The organism is Rhodospirillum sp. A1_3_36, assembly GCF_047263945.1.
Classification (GTDB): domain Bacteria; phylum Pseudomonadota; class Alphaproteobacteria; order Rhodospirillales; family Rhodospirillaceae; genus Rhodospirillum.
Genome location: NZ_JBLAVB010000002.1, coordinates 351935 through 378906, shown reverse-complemented (window position 1 = coordinate 378906; position 26972 = coordinate 351935). Strand labels below are relative to the sequence as shown.

Sequence of the window (26972 nt, the reverse complement as noted above, 5' to 3'; positions counted from 1 at the left end):
AAACCCCGGCATGATGGATTCTGCCACCGCCACCCGCGCCGCCGCCCTTGATCTTCTTATCGCCGTCCTCGACATGGGACGGACGCTGGAGGATGCCATGGGTACCGCTTGTAAGGGCCTCGCCCCTCGCGACCGGGCGTTCGCCCATATGATTGCCGCCACCACCCTGCGCCGCATGGCCCGGTTGGAAAAGGTCGTCAAGTCCTTCCTGGATCGCCCGCTCCCCAATAAGGCCAAGGACGCCAAACATATTCTGCGCCTGGGTGCCGCCCAGATGCTTTTTCTCGACACGCCACCCCATGCGGCCGTGGGCACTGCAGTGTCCCTGGCCAAAGCCCGGCGCATGACCCCTTATGCGGGGTTGATCAACGCCGTGCTGCGCAAGGTCTCAAAGGATGGTATGGCTCGGCTGAACGCCCTGGACGCCCCCTTCGCTGACCTGCCGCGCTGGATTGGCCAAAGCTGGGTTTCCGACTACGGCGAAGAGATTGCGGCCCGGATTGCCCGGGCCTGCGGGCGGGAAGCGCCGCTGGACCTTACTCCCCGGGATGGTGATCCCAGCGCTTTGGCCGATTTGACCGGGGGAGAGGCCCTGGCCGTCGGATCCGTGCGCCTGCCAGCCGGAACGCATGTCCTCGACTTGCCCGGGTTTGAGGAGGGTCGGTGGTGGATTCAAGACGCTGCCGCAGCCATCCCTGCCCGGCTGTTGCCCCTCGCACCCGAGCTGCGTGTCGCAGACCTTTGCGCTGCGCCCGGGGGGAAGACCCTGCAACTGGCCGCTGCGGGTGCCCGGGTTACTGCTGTGGACCGTTCAGAAAGTCGCCTCGGTCGCGTTTACGAGAACTTGGAGCGGGTAGGTCTCGCCGATCAGGTGGAGGTTTTGGCCGTCGATGCTCTCCACTGGGCGGGAGAGATCGAGCCCGGGACCTTTGACGCGGTTCTCGTCGATGCGCCCTGCACGGCCACCGGCACTTTCCGTCGTCATCCGGATGCACCCTGGCTGAAGAATCCCGACGACGCCAAGGCACTCGCCGCCACCCAATCGGGTCTGTTGGATGCCGCACACCGGCTGCTTAAACCTGGCGGTACGCTGGTTTATTGTGTTTGTTCCCTTCAGGCCGAGGAAGGGGAGCCCCAGGTGGCTGCAGCCCTTGTCCGCCATGGGGATCTCACGCGCCAGCCGATAAAGGCTGGAGAGGCAGGCCTGGAAACGGGGATGCTCACCTCCGTGGGTGACGTGCGGCTATTCCCGTTCCACCTGGACGACAAGGGTGGGCTCGACGGCTTCTACATGGCCCGACTGGTGAAAACATCATGACAACACCGCTTAAATCCACCCCTGGTCCGGGTCTTCATGTGCTGTTTCTGGTCACTGAGGACTGGGCCTTCTGGCGGCATCGCCGCCCCATGGCCCGGGCTGCCCGGGACGCCGGGTTCCAAGTCTCCGTCGCCTGCCGAGTGCACGAGCACCGCGCCCGGATCGAGGCCGAGGGTTTCCGTGTCCTCCCCCTGCCATGGAACCGCCAAGGGGTCAATCCCTTCGAGGAGCTGGTCCTGTTGGCCAAGGTCATCGCCCTGTTGCGTCGGGAGAAGCCTGATCTGCTCCATAACGTGGCCATCAAACCCGCAGTCCATGGGAGCCTTGGCGCTCTGGTGGCTGGAACCCCGGCTGTGGTCACCACCGTTGCCGGACTGGGCTACATTTACGTGTCCGACAGCTTTAAGGCGCGGTGCCTGCGGGCTGTCTTTACCCCTCTCTTCCGCATTCTGTTCAACCAGCGGAAGCGGATGTTGATGGTACAGAACACCGATGACCGCGCATTTTTTGTTGACCAGGGCATCGTTTCCGCTGACCGGATCGCTCTGATTCCCGGATCCGGTGTGGATGTGGATCTGTTTCCTCTTGCCCCGGAGCCAGAGGGTCCCCCCCTCTTCGTCTACGTCGGTCGGATGCTCGCCGACAAAGGTCTTCGCGAATTGGCTGGGGCTGCACGGCTGTTAAAGGAACGGGGAGTTCCCTTCCGTCTTGCCCTGGTGGGAGAGCCCGATGCGGGCAATCCGGCCACCTTGGACGAGGCTACCCTGCGCGCCTGGCAGACAGAAGGTCTGCTCGAATGGTGGGGCCACCGCGACGACATCCCAGCTCTTTGGCGAGAGTCCCATGTTGCCGTCCTACCCACGTTTTATCGGGAAGGCCTGCCGAAGGCCCTCTTGGAAGCCGCTGCCGCAGGAAGGCCCTGCGTCACCACCGATGCCCCGGGCTGCCGGGACTTCGTGGTCGATGGCGAGACAGGGATCCTGGTTCCCCCGCGCTCCGTTGAGCCCCTTGCCGAGGCCATGGCGGCACTCGCCACCGACGCTGAGACCCGGGTCAGAATGGGTGCTGCGGCCCGCGCCAGGGTTATTGACGGTTTCTCGGCAGAGGCCATTGGCGCTCAGACGGTCGCCCTCTACCGCACCACCCTCCTCGAGGGAAGGACGAGCCCATGACGCAGTCCGACCTGTCCGATCTGATGGTCGTCCTGATCCTTGCCCTGTTGGCTGTCCCTTTGTCGGCCATGGCTACGGGAGGTTTGATCCGCGAGTTAATTGCCCGGGCTGTTCTGGATACTCCCAACGCCCGATCCAGCCACCATATCCCGACTCCTCGGGGTGGAGGGCTGGCGGTCATGGCGGTGGCGCTTCCCCTGATCGGCTTGGCATGGCTTCTCGCAGGACCGGAGGGATGGGGTCCTTGGATGCTGCTCGCCGGGGCCTGCACCCTGCTCGCGCTGTCCTTTATGGATGACCTTTGGAACCTGGGGGTCGGCGCGCGGTTTGTTGTCCAGCTTCTTTGCGTGGCCCTGGGCCTTATGGCTTTGCCAGAGGGAACGGCGGAGCTGGGCATGGGGGGGGTGTTGTCTCCTTGGGTGGGGGTGCCGATCGCTTTTTTCGGGTGGGTCTGGTTCGTGAATCTGTTCAACTTTATGGACGGCATTGACGGTATTACAGGGGTGGAGACCATTTCTCTGGGCCTGGGGATTACTCTCGTGACCCTGGTCGGCGGCCTGGATAAAGGCTGGGCCGTGCCCGCGCCCATCCTGGCGGGGGCTGCCCTGGGCTTCCTGTTCTGGAACTGGTGTCCGGCCAAGGTATTTCTTGGCGATTCCGGGAGCATTCCCCTCGGTTATCTGCTCGGTGCTCTGTTGGTGGCTCTGGCGGCCCAAGGATATGTCGTCGCTGCCGTGATCCTGCCAGCCTATTATTGGGCTGATGCGACCATTACTTTGGTTCGTCGCCTCCTAAAAGGAGAGAAGATTTGGCAAGCTCACAGGACACATTTTTACCAACAAGCGACTCGCCGGACCCCTGGGGAACCAGGATGGACCCATGACCAAGTGTCCTTGACTATAGCTGGAGTAAACATTGTCTTGACCGGATTGGTCGTTTTGTGGACTTTGGGCACAATTCCAATGTGGGTTTGTTTTACCTTGGCTTTTTTCGTAGTGATGGCCGTCTTCGTCACATTCTCACGAGTACAACGAAAGAAAAGATTATGAGCGAGATCGTTGAACCCGTTTTTCTGATCGGTGCTACGAGTGGCATTGGGGGAGAGGTTCGTCAACGTCTGCTTGAGCGGGGAAGACGTTTGGTAAGTTTGTCCCGCGATCCGACCAAATTGGGTCCGCCCGTGGCTGGAGAAACGCAGCGTCAATGTGATTTGATGGATGGGAATTCCACTAGAGCTGCCCTAAAAGATGCCCGAATCATCATATCTTGTGTTCATGCTCGCTTCGTTGACCAGATTCTGAAGGTAAGCAACGATTCTGGAATCAGACTCATTCAAATGGGCTCGACCCGCGCTTTTTCCCGGGTTCCCGATCCCACTGTCAACCTTGTGGCCAATGGTGAAAAATCTTTAAAAGCAAGTAGACTATCTTGGGTCATGCTTCAGTCTACCATGATCCATGGCTTTAACGGCGAAGACAATATTCAGCGTATCCGTCAACTTGTCCGTCGGAGCCCCATTCTGCCTCTGCCTGGTGGTGGAAAGGCACTCATGCAGCCCATTCACACCTCTGACGTGGTTCGGAGTGTGCTTGCTTGCCTGGATAACCCGAACGTTACCGGACCAATTATCATTGCCGGACGATCTGCCTTGTCCTATCGCGATCTGGTGCATGCCGTTGCTAAGACAGAAGGACGACGCATTCTTATCATACCCCTCCCTATCCCTCTGCTTCTGGCCCTACGCCATGTACTTGCCATGATACGTTTCGGTCCTCGCATGTCTCGAGAAGAGATATTGCGCCTACAGGAGGACAAATGTTTCGATATCGGGCGTATGCGTGCCGAACTGGGGGTAAATCCTTTGGATTTCATTGAGGCTCTTCAGCTCTCCAATGAACAGGAAGGGATTAAATATGAGTGATTATCGAAAATTCAATTACGTGGAAGGTATTAAGAGAATTTTTGGAAATTCTCAAAAAAAAAGAAGTGTGCGTTTTTCAAATATTCCTGCTAGGGCTTGGCTGGTCTTTCTTCACGACCTTGTAATGGCATTTTTGTCTATACCTATTTCGATGTATTTAAGGTTAGGAAATCATATTGGTGCATTTTATACAATAAAAGAACTTTTAATACCTTCTTGTATATTTGTAGTATGTGCTGCTATAGCGTTTTATACTCAACGTATGTACATTGGTATTTGGCGTTATGCATCTTTGGAGGATTTGATCGCCATTTTCCGAGGCGTCGTTTTGGCGTTGGTTCTGTTGCTTGCAACGACATTTTTACTTGGCCGGATGGAATACCTTCCCCGGTCTATTCTGTTTATCAATTGGTTTGTGTTAATGGCTCTACTGGGTGGGCCACGCTTTCTCTACCGATTCTTAAAGGATCGGAAATTTGAACTGCGCCGCCAAGCCTATCAACTCGACAGCGGTACCATTCCCGTGTTGCTCGTTGGGGCCGGAGATGCCTGCGAGATGTTCTTGCGGTCCGTCTCCCAGGATCGCACCACTCCCTATGTCCCTGTTGGCATCGTCGCAGAAAATGAAAGCCGCGTGGGGCGAAGGATTCGAGGACAGGAGGTCCTGGGAACCTTGGAGCAACTGGACTCCGTCGTTCATCTGCTTAAAGCCCGCGGTCGGAAACCGCATAAGCTGATTCTGACCAAGGACGATATGGATCCGACCCTGGTTGCGGCCCTGTTGGACGATTGCGCGGCCATCGGCCTCTCTCTTGCCCGGATGCCCCGGGTGACGGAATTGAAAAGTGGCCTGAAGGAAAATGTGGTCGTGCGTCCGGTCGCGTTGGAAGACCTGTTGGGTCGCCCCCAAACGGTGCTGGACCGAGACCCGGTTATGACGATGGTCCGGGGTCGACGGGTGTTGATTACCGGTGCGGGTGGTTCCATCGGTTCGGAATTGGTCCGCCAGATCGCAGATCTGGAGCCGAGCCGCCTCCTGCTTGCCGATAGCTCAGAATTTGTCCTGTACACTATCGACATGGAAATCGGCGAGCGTTTTCCTAATCTGTCTCGCCGTGCCCTGATCGCCGATGTGCGGGACGAAGGGCGCATAAACTCCATTATGGTGGAGGAGAAGCCCGAACTGGTGTTCCATGCTGCAGCCTTGAAGCATGTTCCTATGGTTGAGGTGAACCCCCTTGAAGGTTTGCGGACGAACGCCCTGGGAACCCGAGTGGTCGCCAATGCCTGTCGTCGCAATGGAGTGCTGACGATGGTGTTGATCTCCACCGACAAGGCCGTCAATCCAACCAATGTCATGGGTGCGGCTAAGCGATTGGCTGAAACTTGGTGTCAGGCGCTGGACTTGGAAGAAAAGGGTAAGTCTACCGGAACCCATTTTGTGACCGTTCGGTTCGGCAATGTTCTCGGCTCTACGGGATCCGTTGTGCCCCTGTTTCAACGACAACTTGCCAAGGGTGGTCCTCTGACCGTCACACATCCGGAGATCACCCGCTATTTTATGACCATCCGCGAGGCCGTCGAGTTGGTCCTTCAGGCAGCGGCCCTGGGATCCCGGGCCGATACCTATCGGGGGTCCATCTTTGTGTTGGACATGGGCAAGCCGGTGAAAATCGTCGAATTGGCTAAACAGATGATCCGTTTGGCGGGCATGCGTCCCGATGAAGATGTGAAAATCACCTACACGGGCTTGCGCCCCGGCGAAAAGCTGTATGAGGAGATCTTTCACGGCAAGGAGAAGCCCTTGCCTACTCCGACCGAGGGAATTCTCGTGGCGGAACCCCGGGCTATGGATCTGGAGGTCCTGGAAGGCCATTTTCAGAATCTGCAAGAGGCCTGCATGGGTCCAGACTTGAAAACGGCATTTGGTGTCTTGGAAAGACTGGTCCCTGAATTCTTCCGGAACTGCTCGCCGGGGGGACAGGAAATGGGGGAGGAAGCAACGCCGTTTCAATAGAACGGTCATCAGCCCCCGTCGGATGAAACCGTTTCCCTCTAAGCGGATGGGTGCAAAACAGATTGGGCCATGCTATAGGAGCCCGGTATTCAGTCGACTCCACCGCTTCAGGGATTTTCGCCCGTGCTGCACACCATTGCCATTCGCCGAGCGCTCATCAGCGTTTCCGACAAAACAGACTTGGTGACCTTCGCCCAGTTCCTCGCTGATCGGGATGTGGAGATCCTCTCCACGGGCGGTAGCGCCAAGACCATCGCCGATGCGGGCCTGCCTGTCGTCGAGGTCGCTGATTTCACCGGTTTCCCTGAAATGCTCGATGGCCGGGTCAAGACACTGCATCCAAAGATCCACGGGGGCATTCTAGGGATTCGCGACAATCCGGACCATCGCCGTGCCATGGCCGAACATGATATTCACCCCATCGACCTCGTTGTGGTGAATCTCTATCCCTTTGAAGCAACCGTAGCAAGGGGCGGCGATTTCGAGACCTGTGTGGAAAACGTGGACATTGGCGGGCCAACCTTGATCCGCGCAGCCGCCAAAAACCACGACAGCGTGACCGTTGTCACGGACCCAGAGGATTACCAGGTCGTCATGGACGAAATGGTTGCCCATGATGGGGCGACAAGTATTGAGTTGCGCCGACTGCTGGCTGCTCGGGCTTTTGCCCGCTGTGGTGCTTATGATGGTGCCATCAGTCGTTGGTTCCAGGAGCAGGTCGGCGACAGTAGCCCTCGCCATATCGTTTTCGCCGGGCGTTTGCGCCAATCTCTTCGTTACGGCGAAAACCCTCACCAAAACGCTGGCTTCTACGTCCATGGGATTGGCCGTCCTGGTGTTGCGAGCGCTGACAAGCTTCAGGGCAAGGAACTCTCTTACAACAACATCAACGATACCGATGCTGCCTTCGAGCTGGTGTGTGAATTCGCTGAACCCGCTGTGGCGATCATCAAACACGCCAATCCCTGTGGTGTGGCCCAAGGCATCGATATGGTGGAGGCCTATAGGGCGGCTTTGGCCTGTGATCCGGTGAGTGCTTTTGGGGGTATTGTCGCCCTGAACCGGACCATCGATTTGGCAGCAGCTGAGGAGATCACCAAAATCTTCACGGAGGTGGTTATTGCCCCGGACGCGGACCCCGACGCCCGTGCCCTCTTCGCGTCCAAAAAGAACCTGCGTCTGCTGTTAACGGGTGTCCCTGCGGATACCAGCACCCAGGGCTTGACCGTCCGCTCTGTGGCCGGTGGCCTGCTGGTTCAGGATCGCGACTCGGCAGATGTGTTGGACGCCAACCTCAAGGTTGTCTCCAAGCGCGCCCCAACCGACCGGGAAATGGCGGACATGCTGTTTGCTTTCCGGGTTTGCAAGCATGTGAAGTCCAATGCCATCGTCTACGTGAAAAATGGTGCCACTGTCGGCATCGGTGCCGGTCAGATGAGCCGCGTGGATAGTGCCCGGATCGCCTCCTGGAAGTCCCAGGAAGCGGCAGAAGCGATTGGCGTGTCAGAAGCCGGGACGATTGGCTCCGTCGTGGCTTCCGACGCCTTCTTCCCTTTTGCTGATGGGTTATTGGCTGCGGCCAAAGCGGGAGCGACTGCGGTGATTCAGCCCGGTGGCAGTATGCGCGATGACGAGGTCATCAAGGCTGCCGACGAAGCAGGCCTAGCCATGGTGTTCACAGGGGTTCGTCACTTCCGGCATTAGAGTACCTTTCCGGCACGGGGCTTTGCCCCGTCCCCCACTGGGGCCGAAGGCCCCAAACTATTATTTTTGGCCGAAAGGCCCCAGACCCCGGACAACAAAAGGGGGGGGGGTTGGGGGCACTTGCCCCCAAATGGGTTTGGGCTATCGCTCAAAAAAGACGAGGCACTGCCGTGTGCTGTGACGCTTGGCTTACCGTACTTTGGAAGCGGCCAAGAGCTCGCCGCGCCCTACGGCGCATCAAAGGCAGCGTGGTATTTGAATGCAATAAAAGGGGCGTGGGTTTGAACCCGCGCCGCTTGGTATGAAGTCTGTGTTTGGGTCGATACTCTAACTATTTGAACTAGAGTCCGGTCGTAAAAGAGGGCTGGTTGCAATCGGCGAACGAAGGCGTGTGCTTTAGCTCAGCAAAGTCAGCATGGGGGCGCTGTCGTCGATTTTCTTGATATTGTCCAGACCTTGACGCATTTCACTCATGATGAATTCGGCGCGTTTGACAGGACCACCACTTGTCGGTTTTGGAAACAGGCGGATCCAGGCGTTCATTTTCACGGTCAGTCCGCAAAGCACACCGCCGATGGTGGTGTGGTAACTCTCGATCAAGCCTCTCACTTTTTCGAACCGTTCTGCGGAAATATTGTCCCACATCACCTTAGTGGACCGGTCGAAATTCTCGAACCGTCCCGTGATGGCCGATGACAGCTCGTTGATGGTATTTTCCATCATGGAACAATTTTTCAGCAGGTTGGCATCCTGCTTGAGCTGATAGTTGTTCCGGATCTCATACATCGAACTGATGAAAACTTCAAGAAGAGGTGCCAGCCTGTCTAAGCATTGTCGGTAATAGGAGAGGGATAGGAATATATCTCCGTAATCTTCCAAGAACTTTGGAACATCAAGCATGCTAATGCCTAACTTATCAGACATTTTCTGCAGACGTTCTTTTGCTTTTTTCAGGTCTGGATCACGGAATAGTTTAACGACATCATCGAAGCTGTTGATAACTAGATTATCATCCCCGTAGATTTGCATGATCAAGGGGTGGGTGAATTTGGTCATATAACTGGTGAGCTGGCTGTTTTTTTCGTCCGATAGCTTCAAGGCATCCTGTTGGTTGACAGAGATTCCATGTTCCCGCAAAAGAATGCGGAGAGAAAAGACGTCGTAGCTTTCCATTTTGGCCAGTTTACGCAAGACGACCATATCCGGGTGAATGCCCTGTTCCGGATCCCAACCGAACAGCTTAGGTAGGTCTGCGACTTCCACTTGGCCACTGCCCGTGGACAGGTCCTCGAACATTTCGATGACGGAAAAGAGCTTGGCGTTCTTAATCATCCGGGCCCGAGCAAGGGCTGGAGTCTCCAGGGGGATGATATTAAGCGGCAAGACGAACAGCGAATCCATATCGCTGTCCTCGATGGGCGTGTGTTTGCGTTCTTCGACCAACATGTCTGCGTGTTCCCGGTCCCCAATTTCTTGGCGCGGGTCCCTAGCACCGTCGGTACGGGATTCGGGACTCCGATGGCAGGAGTGGGGCAAAAACCTGTCCAAGGGCTTTACGGATGGAAACACCAAGGAAAAGCCGTGCGCCTTTTAGGACTGAATACTCTATCGGAGAGTATTGGCTCTGTCTTGGCAAAACAAGATTGAAGGATACCATCTTTAGGTTTCATTGGTAATGGTTTCATGGAATTTCAACAAGCCGGTGCTTCACTGCCCCTGGTTGCGGGTTCTCGGTTCTCTTCCGGACCCTGGACGACATGGGGTGGCGCTGATAAGGTCCGCGCCGCCCCTGAACGGTGATTATTCGGGGCTGCGATATTTCACTGCGGTTTCCCCTATCGAGGACCTTTTGGCGTGACCTTATCCAACGCCCTGGAGCCAACCACTCACACGTCAAGCCGCGTTCTGGTCCATCGTCTGGTCCGAGATTTCGTTCGGCCACGTTGGGGAACCATCCTTCACGGAATGGCTTGGATGTTGGTTTTGGCTGGGGCAACAGTCGCCGTGGCCCATATGCTCAAGCCTGCCATCGACGGAATCGTCAATGGGGGGCAGCCCGACGCGCTTTGGGCGATTGGAGGGGGGATCCTCGCGGCATTCGCAATCAAGGCCGTATCCAATTTCTTCAGCGTCGTTTTGGTGGCCAAGGCTGGCCTTGGTGCGGTGTCGGATGCCAGGGGTCGTCTTTACCGGCACCTCGCCGACATGGATCTCGCATTTTTCCAAACTCATTCGGCCAGTGCCTTGACTTCAAGGTTTACGGTCGATCTACACCAGATGCGGTTGGCCGTGTCCAATGGGTTGATCAGTTTGGGCCGGGATCTGGTGACCATGGTGGGTTTGGTGGCCCATACGATCTGGTTGGATTGGCGCATGGCCTTGCTGGCCTATGTGGCCCTGCCCCTGGCGATCTGGCCGGTCAGTCGGATCGGAAAACGGATCCGCCGGATCGCCTCGCGAACCCAGGGAGAGCTGGGAGGGTTGAACGCCCGCCTGACTCAAACCCTACGGGGGATCCGCATGGTCAAGATCTTCGGCGCAGAGGAGTTCGAGCGGGCCCGGGTCCACGGCTTGATCGAGGGGGTTCGGGCCCAGACCTTTAAGGCCGAATGGACCCGCGCCTTGGTAACGCCGGTGATGGAAGTTTTTGTCGGCGTCGCAGTGGGTGCGGCCCTGTTTTACGGGGGTGATCGGGTGTTGCGCGGAGAGGTCAGCCCCGGCGATCTGACCGCTTTCCTGGGGTCCCTTCTTTTGGCCTATCAGCCGGCCAAGCGCCTTGCCAACCTCCATACCATCCTTCAGGAAGGATTGGCGGCTGCGGATCGCATGTATCACTTGATGGATATGCGACCGGCCCTGATCGAAGCATCGGATGTAAAACCCCTGGGCCCCGGTCCCCGAAGGGTGCGCTTCGAGGGAGTGAGCTTCGCCTATCCCAACCACGTGGAGCCGGAAATCCAGGGGCCGCCTGCGCTGACAGGTGTGACCTTGGCGCTTGAGCCGGGGACGGTTACCGCTTTGGTTGGCCCGTCGGGCGCGGGTAAGTCCACCCTGATGAACATGATTCCCCGATTTCATGATCCGGTGGTGGGCCGGGTCGAGATCGATGGAGCGGATCTTCGAGGGCTAACCCTCTCCTCGATCTGGGAGTCCATTGCTCTGGTCAGTCAGGAGGTGGTCATTTTCGATGACACCGTCCGGGCCAATATTGCCTATGGCCGACCGGAGGCAGACGAGGCGGCCATTAAGGCCGCAGCCCGACGGGCCGCAGCCCATGATTTCATCGAGGCCCTACCCCAAGGATATGATACGGTTTTGGGCGAGCAGGGAACCCGCCTGTCGGGGGGGCAGCGTCAACGCCTGTCCATTGCTCGGGCCTTTCTCAAGGATGCGCCTATTCTGCTTCTGGATGAGCCCACTTCGGCGCTTGATACTGAGTCGGAACGGCTGGTCCAGGCGGCTTTGGCGGACCTGATGGCCGGGCGCACCTGCCTGATTATCGCCCACCGGCTCAGTACAGTTATCGGCGCTCATACCATCCATGTGATGGAGAATGGGGCAATTGTCGAGACGGGCACCCATACCACGCTTTTGACCCAAGAGGGTGTTTACGCAAGGTTGTATGCGGCCCATGCTTTGGGTGCGTGATGTCGCGCAGTGGGATCTGTGGGGAAAAAATCCTTCGATTCCCAAGGATAGATGCCCTATCCTCAGCCTTTCAAGGAAGCCGGTGATGGATCTTTGGTCATCACTATTTAGGGAGCCACGACCAAGGAATCGGTTGGTTCCCGCCCGGGGAGCGATATTCGGTGTGGGATGAGATCTGAAATCATGCATCTCGCCACTGCGGCGGACATTTTGTCTGCGGCGATGGAGGCCGCTCCCGATGGCTTGCTGATCCTGGATGGCCAAGCGCAGGTGGTCGCGTTCAATTCCGCAGCTGAACGTCTGTTCGGACGGCAGCGCGAGGAAATCTTGAGCCGCAACGTGTCCGAACTTCTCGGTGAGAAATTCGCCACCATTACCGCCCTTCTTGGCCGGGACCCGGACAGCGAGTCCTCGGAAACCAAGCGCTACCTCACGATTTCACCCCCCAGTGGTCTTTCGGTCAGCCTGGAGATGACCTTCAGTGCCACCGAGGTCTCTGGGACCCGGTATCATGTCGCTCTGGCCCGGGAAGCCTCGGTTATGCCCACCGGGCCGGACACTTGGCTGGAGACGGAAGAGCGGCTGGGTAATTTCGCCGCGAATATGCCCGGTATCGTGTTTCAGCGGGTTCTCCGGCCCGATGGCGCCATCTATTATCCCTTTTTTTCCACCGGGGTGGAGGAGGTGTTGGGCTTCCATCCGGAGGAAATCACTGTTGCCCGGGATGGCAGCCTGGACGCCATCCATTGGGCTGACCGGGATCGCTACCTGGAAAATGTTCAGCGGTCTGCGGCAACGCTGGGGGTCTGCCTGGAGGAGTTCCGGGCCATTGGCCGCGATGGCACGGTGAAATGGCTTTCCGGAACGGCTCAACCCCAAAGCATGCCCAATGGCGACGTTCTTTGGGACGGTGTGTTGATTGACGTCACCGACCGCAAACGGGCCGAACTGTGGCTCGAAATGATCATGAACCATGCTGCTGATGGCATCGTGACCATTTCAGAGGACGGCTTGATTGAATCCGTGAACGCGGCGGTGGGCGAAGTCTTTGGCTATGACAAAGACGATTTGCTGGGTCAGAATATCAGCGTTCTGATGCCCGATTCCGATCAGGCCGAACATGGCGACTATCTGAAACGGTATGTGATCACTGGTGAAGGCACCTTGATCGGGACCGGTCCGCGGGAACTGAGGGGCAAGCGGAGCAATGGGCGTATTTTCCCCCTGGAGATGGCCCTGTCGGAGGTTCTGACCGAGGGACGGCGTATTTTCATTGGGGTGATTCGCGATATCACCCAGCGCAAGGAAACGGAAAACGCCCTGGCCGCCACCCAGCAACGGCTACAAAATATCGCCGACAACGTACCGGGGTTGGTGTTTCAACGCATGCTGACCACCGACGGGGAGTTGACTTTCCTGTACATCAGCAATGGGGTGAAGGAAGTCCTCGGTGTTGAGCCCGAGGCCCTGCTTGAAAACGGGACCCTGTTCTTGGACGCGATGGCATCCGATGACAGGGACCTGTTCCTGGAGAGTCTGAAACAATCCGCCCGGACCCTTGAGCCCATGGAGGATGACATCAAGGTCCTCAGTATGGGAGGGGACGAGCGGTGGTTGCGGGGTTGGTCCAGGCCACACCGTCTACCCACCGGAGATGTGGTTTGGGAAGGGGTGGCTCTGGATGTTACTGATCGGAAACGGGCCGAAGGGCGCCTGACATTCCTGGCCTACTACGATCCCTTGACCGGTCTGGGCAATCGCTCCTTGTTTGTCGAGCGGTTCGAGCGGGCCCGGCAGTTTGCCAGCAACATGGGAACCTGGGTGGCGGTCCTGTCCCTGGGGCTTGATCGCTTCAGTATCATCAATGCCACAATCGGCCATACCATGGGCGATAAGGTTCTAGTGGCGGTGGCTCGTCGTTTACAACAGAGCCTGGATGCCGGATCCATTGTCTGTCGGGCGGGGGGAGACCGCTTCTTGGTCCTGCTGACGGGCCTATGCAATCACGCGGATCTGTTTGAATCCGTGGAAGTGCTGCAAAGCTCCTTTACACAACCCCTGGAATTGGATGGTCAACTGTTCGATATGACCGTGTCCATCGGTGGGGCCGTCTATCCCAACGACGGGAATGACGCGGAAACCCTGATTATGCACGCGGACGCGGCCTTGCACCGGGCTAAAACCGGAGGCGGCGGGGCGTTCCAGATGTTTACTGAGGAAATGGGCGCCCGGGCCGCTCAGATGCTGACCATGCAGAACCGCCTGAGGCGGGCCTTGGACCGGAGGGAGTTTGTCGCCTTCTTCCAGCCTCAGGTGGATGTCAGAACGGGTGAGATCACCGGTTGCGAAGCCCTGGCGCGTTGGATCAGTCCGGAAGATGGCTTGATCCCGCCGGGCAAGTTCATTCCGGTGGCGGAGGAGTATGGCCTGATTGATGCGATCTGTGTGCAGGTTTTGGCTGATTCCTGCCGGTGGACGTCGGAATGGCGCCGTCGAGGTCTGCCGCAGATAACTGTGGCCGTGAATATTTCGGGTCGCCAGTTCCACAACTCGCGCCAGTTGATCCATATGGTCGAAGAAAGTCTGAGCACCTTTAACTTGAACCCCGAGTGTCTAGAGCTGGAGCTGACAGAAAGTTCCGCTATGAATGATCCGGAGAACGCCATTAATGTGGTGAATATGTTCAGGGAACGGGGTGTATCCTGTTCGATTGATGATTTCGGAACGGGCTATTCTTCCCTATCCGTGCTCAAGCGTTTCCCCATCCGCAAGCTTAAGATCGACCGGAGCTTTGTGATGGATGTGACAACCGACCAGAACGATGCGGCCATTGTTCAGGCTATTATCGCTATGGCCCATGCCCTGAACCTCAAGGTCGTCGCTGAAGGCGTGGAAACCATTGAGCACTTGGATTTTCTCAGCAAAGTGGGCTGCGACGCGATCCAGGGCTACCTCTTCTCCAAACCTCTGCCGGGGGAAGAAATGGCCGCGATGCTCGGTGCGGGTAAGCCGATACCCAAGCCCGAAGACGTGTGATCTAGACGGGGTCAGAAGGGTTGAATGTATATAACTTCAATTGAAGTTGACAGGCCCCCCCCTAGACGGCACCTTGCCATACAAGCCCGATTCAGAGCCTACGCAGGGTTTTGTGCTCTTTCCATCTTGTTGAGGAAGAGAGAGCAGGGTTGCAATTAATTACAGTAAATCAAAACCTTGTAAAATTTTCTTTATGTGCTGAATTAAAGTGACAGCGTAGGGTCGTGGGTCCTGTCATTTGTTCCGAAGTGGGTATGGATTCAGGGGTTAATCTCCGGTGGGAGGGGATACCGGGCCCAGGTTTCCTACGTTAGAGGAGGGTCAGTCTTGGCCGCAGAGGTTAAACATTCCTACACCGTTCCTTGCACGTCAGCTTTTCGAGACGCGGCCCTTGCCCTTGCCGATCGGAGACGGGTCAATGTGGGTGATTTGGCCCGCTCGGTGATGTTGGTGGTCCCGCCAGAGGAAATCGAGACCTTCCCCGATCCCGGAGAGCCCCAAGCGGGGGATCGGGAGACAGTGGTTCTCAAGTCTGGACCGTCCGAGGGGCGACCCTGGCGTCGCAAACCACGTTTGCAGGTGCGGATGATCAAGGGGTTCGAGGTCCCCTTCATCCGCCGGGCCATCGGTCTTGCGCTTGCCATGGAGAAGGGGGCCGTGGCCGTCTCCATTGGTGGAGTCAGCGCCAAGGAAGCCGCCGCAGCGGAAAAGGAAGCCGCTGCAGCGGAAGAGGCACGGCGCGCCTTGGAAGGCAAAATGCGAAGCTTGCGCGCTGAATTGGATCGCGAAAAAGCGGAAATGGCCCGGGAATCAGCCGATATTCGCGAGGAAGTGGATCGCTTGCGGGCGATGGTTGGGGTTTTAATGACCGATCCCCTCCCCGGAGGTGTCACCAGCCGGGGCGAAGCCCTTTTTGTCATGGGGTTTCCGCCCGGCACCTGGCCCGATGGCCGGGAATTGAAAAGCCGGTTCCGTATGCTGGCCACCATTCACCATCCCGACAGCGGCATGGGCAGCCATGACCGAATGAGCCAGTTGAACCAAGCCATGGAATATTTGCGGAATCGTTAAGTTCATTGCGAGTCCGATCTGAATATCGACCCCTTGGCCCGACCCCCGCCCCGGGATATGCTGCCCGCCGCATCCCCTTTTCACGGGGTTGAATATGGAAAATCGGTCATTCAAAGCCGAATTCAAACCCGTCAACCAGTCCAAGAACACCATCCCATTGGAGGCAACATCCATGAAGCGGCGTGAATTCCTAACGACAGCGGCCACGGCCGGTGCGGCGGCGGCCTCGACTCCTCTGGCAGCAGGCGTCCTGGCCGCTCCCGCTTTGGCTCAAGAGCGGATCGAATGGAAGATGGTGGCGCCCTGGCCAAAGAACGCACCGGGTGTTGGCGTCAATGCCCAGCGGTTCGCGGATATGGTGACTGAGATGTCCGGGGGGCGTTTGACCATTACCCTGTTTGCCGGGGGCGAGTTGGTTCCGCCGTTCGAAGTGTTGGATGCCGTCCAGAACGATACCGCTCAAGTAGGCCACTCCACGCCCTATTACTGGCAAGGCAAGGCCAAGGCCTTGAATCTGTTCACTACGGTACCCTTTGGTCTGCTGGCCTGGGAAATGAACGGTTGGTTGACCTTCGGTGATGGCATGGCCCTATGGGAGGAAGTCTATGCCCCCATGGGGGTGAAGCCCTTTTACGCGGGCAATTCCGGAAGTCAGGCGGGCGGTTGGTTCAATAAGGAGATTAATACGCTCGAGGACTTGAAGGGCCTGAAGATGCGCATTGCCGGTCTGGGGGGCGAGGTCATGCGGCGACTGGGCGCGGCGACGGTGTTGACTCCCCCGGGTGAGATCATGCCCTCGCTCATGTCTGGCGCTGTGGATGCTGCGGAATGGGTCAGCCCCTGGCTGGACATTGCCTTTGGCCTGCAGAAGGCGGCAAAGTACTACTATATGCCTGCCTTCCATGAGCCCGGCCCCTCGCTGGAGGTCATCGTCAACCAGGCCCGTTATGATGCGCTGCCCACGGATTTGCAGGCTATCGTCAAGTTCGCTGCCCATGCAACGAACTCCATCACCCTTGCGGACTTTACCTACAACAACACCATCGTCTTCGACAGCATGAGGGAGAAGTACCCGCAGATTGAGATCCGGACCTTCTCAAAGGAGATTATCGTGGCCATGGGCAAGGCAACGACCGAAGTCTTGGAGGAGATGGCGGCCGGGGATCCGATGACCGCGAAGGTCTATGCGTCCTTCAAGGCCTTCAATGAGAAATGCGCCAAGTACCAGGCCCATGCTGATCTTCCCACCCTGCGTAATCGGGAAATTGCCTTGGGAATGGTTTGATTTCTTCCCATCACGGGATCCAGTGGGAGGTTTCTACAGCTTTTCGCCTGATTCAGGAATCCACAGGTCACGACAGTGCCTCGTATTTTTGGGGCGATTGCCTAGAGTGAAACGGGATCAGCTTGGGTCAAGCTGGCCCCGCATGCCTCTCGTTATAGCCCGCCCCCAACCGGGGCCTGAGGCCCCGGACACCCATTTGCTTTTTTACCAATGGGATCAAAGGGTCCGTGACCCTTTGCGGGTCTGGGCAGAGCCCAGTAACTGCGAAGCAGGGTTTCAGGATTTTCAATGCCCCCAAACCCCCCTTTTTCGCCCGGGGTCTGGGGCCTTTCGGCCCCAGCCTCGCCAAAGAGGAGAGGACGGGGCAAAGTCCCGTGACAGGAAAACATCCCCTGTCGTGTCCGGTGTCATGAATTGGAAAATATGCTCCAAGTGATAATGAGAGAAGCTCACGGCCACTCGGCAGCAGGCCGTTCCCACAGATTTTCGAAGATTTTCTCAGGAAAGCAGACCTATTTAACGGCGCGAACGTTTGCGAGAAAGCTTTCCACTTCCTTCTTTAAAAGGATCGCTTGGCGAGAGAGGTCGGTGGAGGCGCCCAAAACCTTTTCCGACATTTGCTCCGTGTCTCCGGCGACATGGGTGACATTTGCGATATTCGCCGAGACTTCGTCTGTGCCTGCGGCGGCCTTGTGGATGCCAGTCGCGATTTCGCGGGTGGCCGTCGCTTGCTCTTCGGCCGCAGTCGCGATGGACGAAATGACTTCGTCAATCATCAGGATGCGTTTGCCAATGACATCAATGGCGGTGGCACAATCTTCGGAGGCTGTTTGCATACCCGCGACTTGAGATGCGATATTTTCGGTGGCATTCCGTGTCTGATTGGCGAGCGTTTTCACTTCATTGGCTACGACGGCAAACCCTTTACCAAGTTCTCCGGCCCGGGCAGCCTCAATGGTGGCGTTGAGGGCCAAAAGGTTGGTTTGGGAGGCGATGTCGGTAATCAGATCGACCACTTCCCCAATTTTAACAGCGGCTGTCTTCAATTCGGTGACGGAATCGTTGGTCCGTTCAACTTCTTTTACGGCGGTACGGGTCATCTCCGAGGATCGGTTGATCTGCATATTCACTTCGTGAATCGAGGCGCTTAATTCCTCGGATGCGGAGGCGATGGTCTGGACATTCGTGGAGGCTTCTTCCGCCGCATTTGCCACGGTGCGTGATTGGGAATTGGTGTCGTCGGCAATCTTTGAAAGGCTTTGTGAGTCGGATTCCATGGCCGAGGATGCGGTCTGCACGCCAGAGACCACTTGGTTGATTGTTATCTCGAAGTCGGATATGGCATTTTCCAACACCTCACCCCTTGCAATCTGGCGTCTTCGTTCCTCGTCCTGTTCCGCCTGAAGCGTCTCGGCGTCCATGGCACGAATGCGCAAATCCTCCAGGGCCAGGAATAGATGGCCGAATTCGTCCATTCGGGTGGGGGTGGGGACCGGTTCGGAAAACTCCCGCTGGGACAAACGCCTAACGGTTTGCATCAAGCCTTTAATGGGGCGTGAAAACCGCCGCAAAATCGAAAGGGTCGAGAAGACCGATAGCCCAAGGGCGATCACCACAAGGGAGATGGCGGTTACCGCCCGTGTCATCGCCCAACTCGACCGCTGTTCGGCGTGGGTGACAGCTTCGTCCATGGCGGTATAACTGATGGCCAGGATGGCATTGAAGGGACCGTTGCACATTTCGGTGTAGGCTTTGGCGGGCATGGCCTCCTGCCCTCCTCCATCGAATCCCGCGACAAGGTCGTTCATACGCTTCTGCACGCGTTCGATTTCTTCGCGGGCCGTTTTGACCGTTGTCAGGACGGCGGAAGGGACATTGTCGTGGGCCAACAAGGCGTCCAGGGTGGGCCAAGCGGTCTGGTAGGCACCGATGAGCCCGAACCACTTTGCGGCAATCTCTGGGGAAAGGCGCCGACTATCCACCACATTGGGGCGGAGCAAGGAACATTGGGACCCGAATTTATCGCGAATGAGCCAACCCAGTCTGCGGACCTGGACCATTTCAGCGACAATGGGATCAAGCAGTCTTGCCCGGTTTTCGAGGGTCTGGGAGGCCAAGGAGAGGGCTTGGACCATGTCGAAGACACTCTGCCTCCAAGGTTGCGTGGCGCCGACGTCCCGCTCCTTTCTGGGACGTGTTGCTTGGGTATCAACCAAGGTTTGCAGTCCAGTCATCGTTTGCCAGCGGCTTTTCAGGCCTTCAAGGAGGTGGGTCTTGTCCGGCAAGTCGGTGCTCAGTAATTTCTCCATGACACTCTTGTAGGCGGCATTTGCCTTTGCACGGACAGCTTGAATGGCCGCAGTCGGGTCATCTTGTGCGACGAGGGCGGTTTGTGCGCTGGCATTTTGTCCTCGGACGACAATCATGGCCTTAAATAAGTCTCGATTGACTTGCGCGGCGGCGAGGATTGTTTTTGCTGCGTCGTAATCGCCAACCGATTCAAAGGCGATAAAAGAAGCGGAGAGGAGAAAAAATGAAAATCCGAAAATCTGGAGAGTTATAAAAAACATGGACAATGAATTTTTAAACATGACAACCCCCAGTCAGTTTGGACATTTTTGAGGCGGCTTTTTTTGACCAGAATAGCGGTGCACAGATAGTGACACTGCTGCTATTACTATATCTGTGCATTCTTGTTTCGAAACACCGTTAATCCAATGAAAATAAATGATTTTTGCTCATAGTCGACGGTGTTTTCTGCGTCAATCGAGTTGGACGTAAACAAGATGCTACGGAGTCAGTAATGTTCGCCAACCTAGTTGAAAATAGTACTTTCTGATTGGAGATTCTGTCCAGAAAAGGATGGTTCTTGCTCTTTTCTTTGGTTGTGTTCACAGCCACGGGGCAGGACAGGGATACTTTCCAGTGACGGGGCTTTGCCCCGTCGTCACTGGAGCCAATGGGCCCCAGACCCTGGGCAAAAAAATGGGGGTTTGGACAATTGCCCAAAACTATAAGACAAGATTGTGTACCGTGGTTGACAGCAATCTGCGGATTGATGAGATCAGCAGGCTGAAAAAAGTGGTCGTGTGGCCTTGGATGGGAGGTCAACAGTGAGGTCGGCAAGGAAAAGGCCCTGGTGATTGATCACCAGGGCCCGTTCAAAAAGTCTAGAAAAACAGGGTTTCAAACTGTGGCTGAAGCCTCTGTTTGGTGTGGTACCCTGGAGCGGAAAGAGGCCAAGTCGGGCCAAGACGTGGCCCAACTTGATCTCGGAGCACTCTAGCGGCGATCCCCCAGGAACATCATCAGGAACTGCATCAGGTTGATGAAGTTCAGGTACAGGCCGAGCGCACTGAAAACTGCCAGCTTTGTCTCGGACTCATGTCCCATCCCGGCGTAGTACCGCTCCTTAATGGCTTGGGTGTCGTAGGCGATCAAGCCAGAGAACACCAGGACGCCGGCGGCAGAGATGACAAACATCAGCATGGAACTGCCGACGAAAATATTCACCACGCCAGCAATCAGAATGCCGATCAGACCCATGAACAGGAACTTGCCGAAGGCCGACAGGTCCCGCTTGGTCGTGTAGCCATAAAGGCTTAGTGACGCGAAAGCCGCCGCGGTGATGAAGAAGACGCGGACCACGCTTTCCCCGGTGTACATCACCAGCAGCGTGGACAGGCTGATGCCCTGCAGGGCCACGAATGCCCAGTAGAAGGCTTGGGTGGCCGTTGCGCTCATGCGTTGACCCGCGAACATGACCAGAAACAGCAGGGCCAGCGGCGCGAAGACAGCGATCATGCCCAGGCCGTTCAGACCAATCAACTGCCCGTCCGGGGTGATTTGATAGAAGATTCCGGCCATGGAGGTGTGAACAACCGCGAGAGCGACCAAGCCTGACAGCAGCAGACCGGATGCCATGTAGTTGTAAACACTCAGCATAAAAGAGCGCAATCCGGCATCCACTTGGGCCTCCGCCCGCGTTCCTGCCTTGGACCGCGACAGATGCGCTTGTCTGATGTCGTCGACCATTTTTTCCTCTTCGATCTCTCAACTCGTGGTGGGAACCGATTGGGAAGCCTGCCTGGAACAGGTCGTTCCAGTCTCCCCTCGTTCCTAATATGGCATGCTTTTCGAAGGAATCAACGGATACTCGGTGGAAACAGATGGCGGGTTTCCCCAGTAATATTTGTGTATATCGTCCGCCTTGATTTCGCCTTCATTCAAAAAGGTTTGGCGACCCGAATTTTTTCTCGCAGTACAAAGCGGCAGTCAGTCAGGGTCCAAGGCGAGGGGACTTCGGATCTTGTTCTGCAACCAGACGCCGGGCTCGCTCCTGACCGTTGACAGCGTAACAGTATACGCAGCCATGGGCGCAGGTGTCATAGGCGCCAATATCCCGGGACTGGACGCAGGCGCATGCGGGTCGGTGGGGTTTGGCCTTGGGAGCGATGGGCCGACCGGCAATGCGCGACAGGCGTGCGGCGTCTATGCAGGCGGCCTCGACTACGCCGGGGACCAATAACTCGGGTTGGGCGCAGAGGGAAAGGCGCAGGCCCCGCTCTGCGGCCAGGTCGGCCAAGTCCCTCAGAAGGGCCTGCTTTTCCTCCACCTGAGGGTCGCACCAAGCCAGGTCGTGGAGCTTGTCCAGACGCCGCGCGGCCTTCTTATAGGGCTGGAGGACGGAAACCACCACTTCATTGGCGAGCGCCCGTCCCGCGACCCGGTCGGCCAGCCGCGCGAAGGTCTCTCGGTGGACGGACTTCGGGGTCTGGTCGGAAAAGACGATCGGGTCGTACCGCCAGACAACCCGATCGGACCCATGGGTCCGGGCGATCTCCTCCATCACGGTCAAGGCCTGATCCGGGGGGGGCGTGCCGCCGTCCAGGCGAGAGGGGTGGCCCGTCATGGTATACTGGACGACGAAAGGGATTTCCCGGGCGGCGACCTGCTCGAGCTGGGGCAGGAAAGGTCGCGCGTTTCGGGTCCAAAAGATGAAGCCCTCCACGTCCTCGGCTTTCAAGGAGACCCGGCCTGGAGGACCGCCATAGGGGTTGCGGACCTCCACCCATCCGGCTTCCAGTCGCCTTGCGAACCACGCAGCGTGGAAGGCGGGAATATCTGTCCGGTAACTGGCGGAAACGATCATGGGGAAGATCTGGGAGCCGAGGGAGAGGCGGTGGGCGGGCGCCCGGTCACCCCATCATGGAGGGGCACATGCCTGAGGCGCAAGCCGGAGCACCACAGGGTGCGGGCTGAGCGGTGGCCGCCGGTCCACCGATACTCGGTGCCATCAAGCTCTTGCGGACGTCCGTGTCTCCGCATTCTGGGCAAGCGAGGGACTTAGCCTCGACCTTGCCATCATAATCGGCCATGTTGTCGAACCAGTGTTCAAAGACATGCTCGTGGCTGCATTCTAGGCTGTAGCGGATCATTGCTTGAATCCCCATGGGCTGTCCGGTTTCTGAAGTCCCTTATAGTCCCTCTGACCCTCGGGGGAAAAGGGGCAAGGGAAACGCACTCTTTGGTCCCATTCTTCTCGGCTCCATTCTTTGACCCTGGGGACCTCTCAGATGCACCAAACGGATGCTTTTCATAGCTAGCCGCTTGGCAGTCTCGGGGGGAGAGTGCTATCCTGCCCTCGCCCCAAACCGGGGAAACGGTCTTTGACTGAAGGTAAGCGTCTGAATATACGGGAGAAAAAACCTCTTGAGAGAGCCTGTTGCAGGTGCTCGGGGTATCTCCTATATAGGGGTTAAGCGTGCCCAAGGGGGGCGCGATATCGTCAATTCGGAACCGTTTCGCGACGGCGGCAGCTCCAACAGGGCACTGTCTGCGCCGGTTTCCGGGGATACACCGCGATGCCAACGTGGTCGCGGAGAGTCCGCCAATCGGGAGAGTATGAAAGATGAGCAAGGTTATCGGCATCGACCTGGGCACGACGAATTCGTGCGTGGCCGTCATGGATGGCAAGGATGTCCGCGTTATCGAAAACGCCGAGGGTGGGCGCACCACACCCTCAATGGTTGCCTTTACTGAATCCGGTGAGCGTTTGGTGGGTCAGCCCGCTAAGCGTCAGGCCGTCACCAATCCGGAAAATACCCTGTTCGCCATCAAGCGGCTGATCGGGCGCCGGTATGGAGACCCCACCGTTGAGAAGGACAAGGGGCTGGTTCCCTACAGCATTGTCAAAGGTGACAATGGGGACGCATGGGTTAAATCGCACGACGAGAGCTACGCGCCGTCTCAGATTTCCGCTTTTATCCTGCAGAAGATGAAGGAAACGGCTGAGTCGCACCTGGGCGAAAGCGTGACCCAGGCGGTCATCACCGTCCCGGCCTATTTTAACGACAGCCAGCGTCAGGCCACCAAGGATGCCGGCAAGATCGCCGGTCTGGATGTGCTGCGCATCATCAACGAGCCCACCGCTGCGGCCCTGGCCTATGGAATGGACAAGAAAAGCGGCGGCACGATTGCGGTCTTCGACCTGGGTGGCGGTACCTTCGACGTGTCCATTCTGGAAATCGGCGATGGTGTGTTCGAGGTGAAGTCGACGAACGGCGACACCTTCCTGGGCGGTGAGGACTTTGACGCCAAGATCATCCAATATCTGGCCGATGAGTTCAAAAAGGAGCAGGGGATTGATCTGCGCTCCGACCGTCTGGCATTGCAGCGCTTAAAAGAAGCGGCGGAGAAGGCCAAGATCGAGCTGTCCAGCTCCATGCAGACCGAAGTGAACCTGCCGTTCATCACCGCCGACCAGTCCGGCCCGAAGCACCTGAACATCAAGGTGAGCCGCGCCAAACTGGAAGCGCTGGTGGACGATCTGATCCAGCGCACCATTGACCCCTGTAAGAAGGCGCTTGCAGATGCCGGGGTGAAGGCCAGCGAGATCGACGAGGTGATTCTGGTCGGCGGTATGACCCGCATGCCCAAGGTTCAGGAGACGGTGAAGTCCTTTTTCGGTCGGGAGCCTCACAAGGGCGTGAACCCGGACGAGGTTGTGGCCTCTGGCGCCGCCATTCAGGGCGGTGTTCTGAAGGGCGACGTGAAGGATGTGCTGCTGCTTGACGTGACCCCGCTGTCCCTGGGTATCGAGACCCTCGGTGGTGTGTTCACCCGCCTGATCGACCGCAACACCACCATCCCGACCCGCAAGTCCCAAACCTTCTCCACCGCTGAGGATAACCAGACGGCGGTGACCATCCGGGTCTTCCAGGGTGAGCGCGAGATGGCGGCGGACAACAAGATGCTTGGGCAGTTCGACTTGGTTGGTTTGCCAAGCGCACCGCGTGGCGTGCCGCAGATTGAGGTGACTTTTGATATTGACGCCAACGGTATCGTGAACGTCAGCGCCAAGGATAAGGCCACCGGCAAGGAACAGGCGATTCGCATCCAAGCCAGTGGCGGTCTGTCCGACAGCGATATCGACCGCATGGTGCGTGAGGCCGAGGCCAACGCTGAGACCGACAAGAAGCGTAAGGAAGCGGTGGAAGCCCGCAATCAGGCCGATGGTCTGGTTCATTCGACCGAGAAGAACCTTAAGGAATATGGCGACAAAATCCCCGCTGAGGATAAGACCAAGATCGAGAGTGATCTGGCGGACCTCAAGGGGGTGATGGACTCCGGTGACGCCGAACAGATCAAGGCAAAGACCGAAGTTCTGATGCAATCCGCCATGAAGCTGGGTGAAGCCATGTACGCCGCCAACCAGGAAGCTGCCGATGGCGCGTCCGAGGGTGGTCCGGAGGCCAGTTCGGCCGATGACGGGGTTGTGGATGCCGACTTCGAGGAAGTCGACGACAAGAAGAAAGACTAATCGTCAGGCGCCAAGGGCTGGGATCTCCCGGCCCTTGGACGTTGCGTCCTGGTGCGGACTGCGTTTCCGCCTCAGTCCCGGCGTCAGTTCACGAAGGTTATCTGGGTAGGTGACCTGAGGGGCTGGCGTTTGGGTTCTGTGTCACAGGACGTGTACGCCGCCTTCCGCTTTCCCAAACCCCAAGGACAGACCCGCACACCATGAGCAAACGGGATTTCTACGAGGTTCTGGGCGTCGAGAAGAACGCCTCGGGCGATGACCTGAAACGGGCCTATCGCAAACTTGCCATGCAAAACCATCCGGATCGCAATCCGGATGATAAGGAGGCCGAGGCCCGGTTCCGAGAAGTGAACGAGGCCTACGAGGTCCTCAAGGACGATCAAAAGCGCGCCGCCTACGACCGATTCGGCCATGCTGCCTTTGAGCAGGGTGGAATGGGCAGTGGACAAGCCAGTGATTTCGGTTTCGGTGGCGGCTTCGCTGATATCTTCGACGAAATGTTCGGGGAATTCATGGGTGGTGGTCGCCGGGGCGGTGGCGGCGCCACGCGTGGCGCCGACCTGCGCTACAATATGGAAATCACTCTGGAGGAAGCCTACGCGGGCAAAAAGACCTCCATCCATGTGCCGACCTCAGTGGCGTGCGATTCCTGTAGCGGCAGTGGTTCCAAAGGGGGCAAGGCGCCGGACACCTGTCCCACCTGTCGGGGTGCGGGGCGGGTCAGGGCCCAGCAGGGCTTCTTTACCATCGAACGCCCCTGCCCCACCTGCCATGGTCAAGGCAAGGTCATCAGCGATCCTTGTGGCGAATGCGGTGGATCGGGGCGCAAGCGTAAGGAAAAGACTCTGGAGGTTACCATTCCTGCCGGTGTTGAGGAAGGTACCCGGATTCGTCTGGCCGGTGAAGGGGAGGCAGGGATGCGGGGTTCCCCAGCGGGGGACCTGTATATTTTCTTGGCCCTTGCGCCCCACCGGATTTTCCAGCGGGATGGCGCTAACATTCATTGCAAAGTCCCCATCAGCATGACCACTGCGGCCCTGGGTGGTACGATCGAGGTCCCGACTATAGATGGCGGTCGGGCGTCACTCAGCATTCCCAAGGGCACCCAATCGGGCAACCAGTTCCGTCTGCGCAGCAAGGGGATGAGCGTTCTCCGTAGCACCTCTCGTGGGGATATGTTCATTCATGCGAGCGTGGAAACGCCAGTGAATCTGACCAAGCGTCAAGAAGAGCTTCTGCGGGAGTTTGAGGACGCTGGGGATAAGGATGCCGATTCTGGTGGGCACAGTCCCGAATCCAACAGCTTCTTCAGGAAGGTGAAGGAATTCTGGGAAGACCTGACAGATTGATCTCGAATCGGGGACAAGACCCCGCATCGTTGATTTGAAACAACTGGCCAGCACGCGATCCTATGGCGTGCTGGCCAGTTGAAAATCCGGAACCCCTGCTTCGCGGTTGCTGGGCTCTGCCCAGACCCGCAAGGGGTCACGAATCCTTTGATTTCATTGGTAAAAAAACGAATGGGGGTCCGGGGCCTCAGGCCCCGGTTGGGGGCGGGGCAAAGCCCCGCGTTTTTCGGTTTTTCAAGGACAAGAGTATAAAAGAAAAAGGGGGGTTTGGGAGCATTTGCTCCCAGATGGGTTTGGCCCGTCGCCCAAAAAATACAAGACAGTCTCGTGTCCCGTGAACTCACAAATCAGCCAATAATAGAATGATTTAAAAATGGTGCCGCCTCGCGGATTTGAACCGCGGACCTACTGATTACGAATCAGTTGCTCTACCCCTGAGCTAAGGCGGCGCACACAAGGTCCCACCGGAAACTGCCTGGGAACCTTGTTGGTTGGACGGCGGACCATAATCCCAACTTCCCCCGGACGCAAGAGTCCGTTTGAGGTAATTTCTATGGTGCATTGCGGTGATCTGTGAGGGGGATTAAACTGCTGCCTTCCAGGAAACCCCAATGGGCACAGGGCGGTAA

General features: G+C 57.5%; 17 protein-coding genes and 1 tRNA gene. 12 read left to right on the top strand and 6 right to left on the bottom strand.

Annotated elements, in window-relative coordinates; genetic code table 11:
- Positions 1-10: 10 nt before the first annotated feature.
- The 6 genes from ACLIRY_RS06185 (at position 11) to purH (ending at position 8132) form a co-directional block, all read left to right on the top strand.
- Positions 11-1318, top strand: coding sequence for an RsmB/NOP family class I SAM-dependent RNA methyltransferase (locus ACLIRY_RS06185; protein WP_413204485.1), 1308 nt, complete (start codon positions 11-13; stop codon positions 1316-1318).
- A complete protein-coding gene (locus ACLIRY_RS06180; protein ID WP_413204484.1) occupies positions 1315-2490 on the top strand; it encodes a glycosyltransferase family 4 protein in 1176 nt (391 codons plus the stop codon). The genes ACLIRY_RS06185 and ACLIRY_RS06180 overlap by 4 nt, the downstream gene beginning before the upstream one ends.
- Positions 2487-3539 carry an MraY family glycosyltransferase gene (locus ACLIRY_RS06175; RefSeq protein ID WP_413204483.1) on the top strand — a complete coding sequence of 351 codons (1053 nt, stop codon included), beginning with the start codon at positions 2487-2489 and terminating at the stop codon, positions 3537-3539. Before ACLIRY_RS06180 ends, ACLIRY_RS06175 begins: the two co-directional genes overlap by 4 nt.
- The gene (locus ACLIRY_RS06170; protein ID WP_413204482.1) at positions 3536-4411 is read left to right on the top strand and encodes an SDR family oxidoreductase; all 876 of its coding nucleotides are present in this window, start codon (positions 3536-3538) and stop codon (positions 4409-4411) included. Before ACLIRY_RS06175 ends, ACLIRY_RS06170 begins: the two co-directional genes overlap by 4 nt.
- Before the next feature lie 421 nt (positions 4412-4832).
- Positions 4833-6428: a polysaccharide biosynthesis protein gene (locus ACLIRY_RS06165; RefSeq protein WP_413204481.1), complete on the top strand. Its 1596-nt coding sequence runs from the start codon at positions 4833-4835 to the stop codon at positions 6426-6428.
- Between the two features lie 123 nt (positions 6429-6551).
- Positions 6552-8132: a bifunctional phosphoribosylaminoimidazolecarboxamide formyltransferase/IMP cyclohydrolase gene (gene purH / locus ACLIRY_RS06160; RefSeq protein WP_413204480.1), complete on the top strand. Its 1581-nt coding sequence runs from the start codon at positions 6552-6554 to the stop codon at positions 8130-8132.
- Positions 8133-8528: 396 nt separating this feature from the next.
- Here the strand turns inward: purH and ACLIRY_RS06155 are convergent, their stop codons facing one another.
- Positions 8529-9578: a hypothetical protein gene (locus ACLIRY_RS06155; protein WP_413204479.1), complete on the bottom strand. Its 1050-nt coding sequence runs from the start codon at positions 9576-9578 to the stop codon at positions 8529-8531.
- A 528-nt stretch (positions 9579-10106) separates the two neighbouring features.
- Between ACLIRY_RS06155 and ACLIRY_RS06150 the strand changes: the two genes are divergently transcribed.
- The 4 genes from ACLIRY_RS06150 to ACLIRY_RS06135 all read left to right on the top strand — a co-directional run bounded on the left by ACLIRY_RS06150 (position 10107) and on the right by ACLIRY_RS06135 (position 17172).
- Positions 10107-11780: an ABC transporter ATP-binding protein gene (locus ACLIRY_RS06150; RefSeq protein ID WP_413204478.1), complete on the top strand. Its 1674-nt coding sequence runs from the start codon at positions 10107-10109 to the stop codon at positions 11778-11780.
- A gap of 168 nt (positions 11781-11948) precedes the next feature.
- A complete protein-coding gene (locus tag ACLIRY_RS06145) occupies positions 11949-14816 on the top strand; it encodes an EAL domain-containing protein (RefSeq protein WP_413204477.1) in 2868 nt (955 codons plus the stop codon).
- Positions 14817-15143: 327 nt separating this feature from the next.
- Complete coding sequence (locus ACLIRY_RS06140) at positions 15144-15887, top strand: J domain-containing protein (RefSeq protein ID WP_413204476.1); 744 nt, start codon at positions 15144-15146, stop codon at positions 15885-15887.
- A gap of 172 nt (positions 15888-16059) precedes the next feature.
- On the top strand, positions 16060-17172 hold the full coding sequence (locus tag ACLIRY_RS06135) for a TRAP transporter substrate-binding protein (RefSeq protein ID WP_413204475.1): 1113 nt from the start codon (positions 16060-16062) through the stop codon (positions 17170-17172).
- Between the two features lie 512 nt (positions 17173-17684).
- Here the strand turns inward: ACLIRY_RS06135 and ACLIRY_RS06130 are convergent.
- The 4 genes from ACLIRY_RS06130 to ACLIRY_RS06115 all read right to left on the bottom strand — a co-directional run bounded on the left by ACLIRY_RS06130 (position 17685) and on the right by ACLIRY_RS06115 (position 22625).
- Positions 17685-19598 carry a methyl-accepting chemotaxis protein gene (locus ACLIRY_RS06130; protein WP_413204474.1) on the bottom strand — a complete coding sequence of 638 codons (1914 nt, stop codon included), beginning with the start codon at positions 19596-19598 and terminating at the stop codon, positions 17685-17687.
- Positions 19599-20454: 856 nt separating this feature from the next.
- Positions 20455-21207, bottom strand: coding sequence for a Bax inhibitor-1/YccA family protein (locus tag ACLIRY_RS06125; RefSeq protein WP_413204473.1), 753 nt, complete (start codon positions 21205-21207; stop codon positions 20455-20457).
- Positions 21208-21451: 244 nt separating this feature from the next.
- Positions 21452-22324, bottom strand: coding sequence for a DUF1848 domain-containing protein (locus ACLIRY_RS06120; protein ID WP_413204472.1), 873 nt, complete (start codon positions 22322-22324; stop codon positions 21452-21454).
- Between the two features lie 46 nt (positions 22325-22370).
- Positions 22371-22625 (bottom strand): DUF1178 family protein, encoded by a 255-nt coding sequence (locus tag ACLIRY_RS06115; RefSeq protein ID WP_413204471.1) that lies wholly within the window; start codon positions 22623-22625, stop codon positions 22371-22373.
- A 458-nt stretch (positions 22626-23083) separates the two neighbouring features.
- On the opposite strand from ACLIRY_RS06115, the gene dnaK reads away from it, so the two are divergent.
- On the top strand, positions 23084-24994 hold the full coding sequence (dnaK, locus tag ACLIRY_RS06110; protein WP_413204470.1) for a molecular chaperone DnaK: 1911 nt from the start codon (positions 23084-23086) through the stop codon (positions 24992-24994).
- Between the two features lie 200 nt (positions 24995-25194).
- Positions 25195-26343: a molecular chaperone DnaJ gene (gene dnaJ, locus ACLIRY_RS06105; RefSeq protein WP_413204469.1), complete on the top strand. Its 1149-nt coding sequence runs from the start codon at positions 25195-25197 to the stop codon at positions 26341-26343.
- Between the two features lie 374 nt (positions 26344-26717).
- Here the strand turns inward: dnaJ and ACLIRY_RS06100 are convergent.
- A tRNA-Thr gene (locus ACLIRY_RS06100) sits at positions 26718-26792 on the bottom strand.
- Between the last annotated feature and the right edge of the window lie 180 nt (positions 26793-26972).

Coding starts and splice junctions, on each gene's coding strand:
- ACLIRY_RS06185 (WP_413204485.1), top strand. CDS start 11: ATGATGGATTCTGCCACCGCCACCCGCGCCGCCGCCCTTGATCTTCTT.
- ACLIRY_RS06180 (WP_413204484.1), top strand. CDS start 1,315: ATGACAACACCGCTTAAATCCACCCCTGGTCCGGGTCTTCATGTGCTG.
- ACLIRY_RS06175 (WP_413204483.1), top strand. CDS start 2,487: ATGACGCAGTCCGACCTGTCCGATCTGATGGTCGTCCTGATCCTTGCC.
- ACLIRY_RS06170 (WP_413204482.1), top strand. CDS start 3,536: ATGAGCGAGATCGTTGAACCCGTTTTTCTGATCGGTGCTACGAGTGGC.
- ACLIRY_RS06165 (WP_413204481.1), top strand. CDS start 4,833: ATGGCTCTACTGGGTGGGCCACGCTTTCTCTACCGATTCTTAAAGGAT.
- ACLIRY_RS06155 (WP_413204479.1), bottom strand. CDS start 9,578: ATGTTGGTCGAAGAACGCAAACACACGCCCATCGAGGACAGCGATATG.
- ACLIRY_RS06150 (WP_413204478.1), top strand. CDS start 10,107: ATGTTGGTTTTGGCTGGGGCAACAGTCGCCGTGGCCCATATGCTCAAG.
- ACLIRY_RS06145 (WP_413204477.1), top strand. CDS start 11,949: ATGAGATCTGAAATCATGCATCTCGCCACTGCGGCGGACATTTTGTCT.
- ACLIRY_RS06135 (WP_413204475.1), top strand. CDS start 16,060: ATGAAGCGGCGTGAATTCCTAACGACAGCGGCCACGGCCGGTGCGGCG.
- ACLIRY_RS06130 (WP_413204474.1), bottom strand. CDS start 19,598: ATGATTGTCGTCCGAGGACAAAATGCCAGCGCACAAACCGCCCTCGTC.
- ACLIRY_RS06125 (WP_413204473.1), bottom strand. CDS start 21,207: ATGGTCGACGACATCAGACAAGCGCATCTGTCGCGGTCCAAGGCAGGA.
- ACLIRY_RS06120 (WP_413204472.1), bottom strand. CDS start 22,324: ATGATCGTTTCCGCCAGTTACCGGACAGATATTCCCGCCTTCCACGCT.
- ACLIRY_RS06115 (WP_413204471.1), bottom strand. CDS start 22,625: ATGGGGATTCAAGCAATGATCCGCTACAGCCTAGAATGCAGCCACGAG.
- dnaK (WP_413204470.1), top strand. CDS start 23,084: ATGAGCAAGGTTATCGGCATCGACCTGGGCACGACGAATTCGTGCGTG.
- dnaJ (WP_413204469.1), top strand. CDS start 25,195: ATGAGCAAACGGGATTTCTACGAGGTTCTGGGCGTCGAGAAGAACGCC.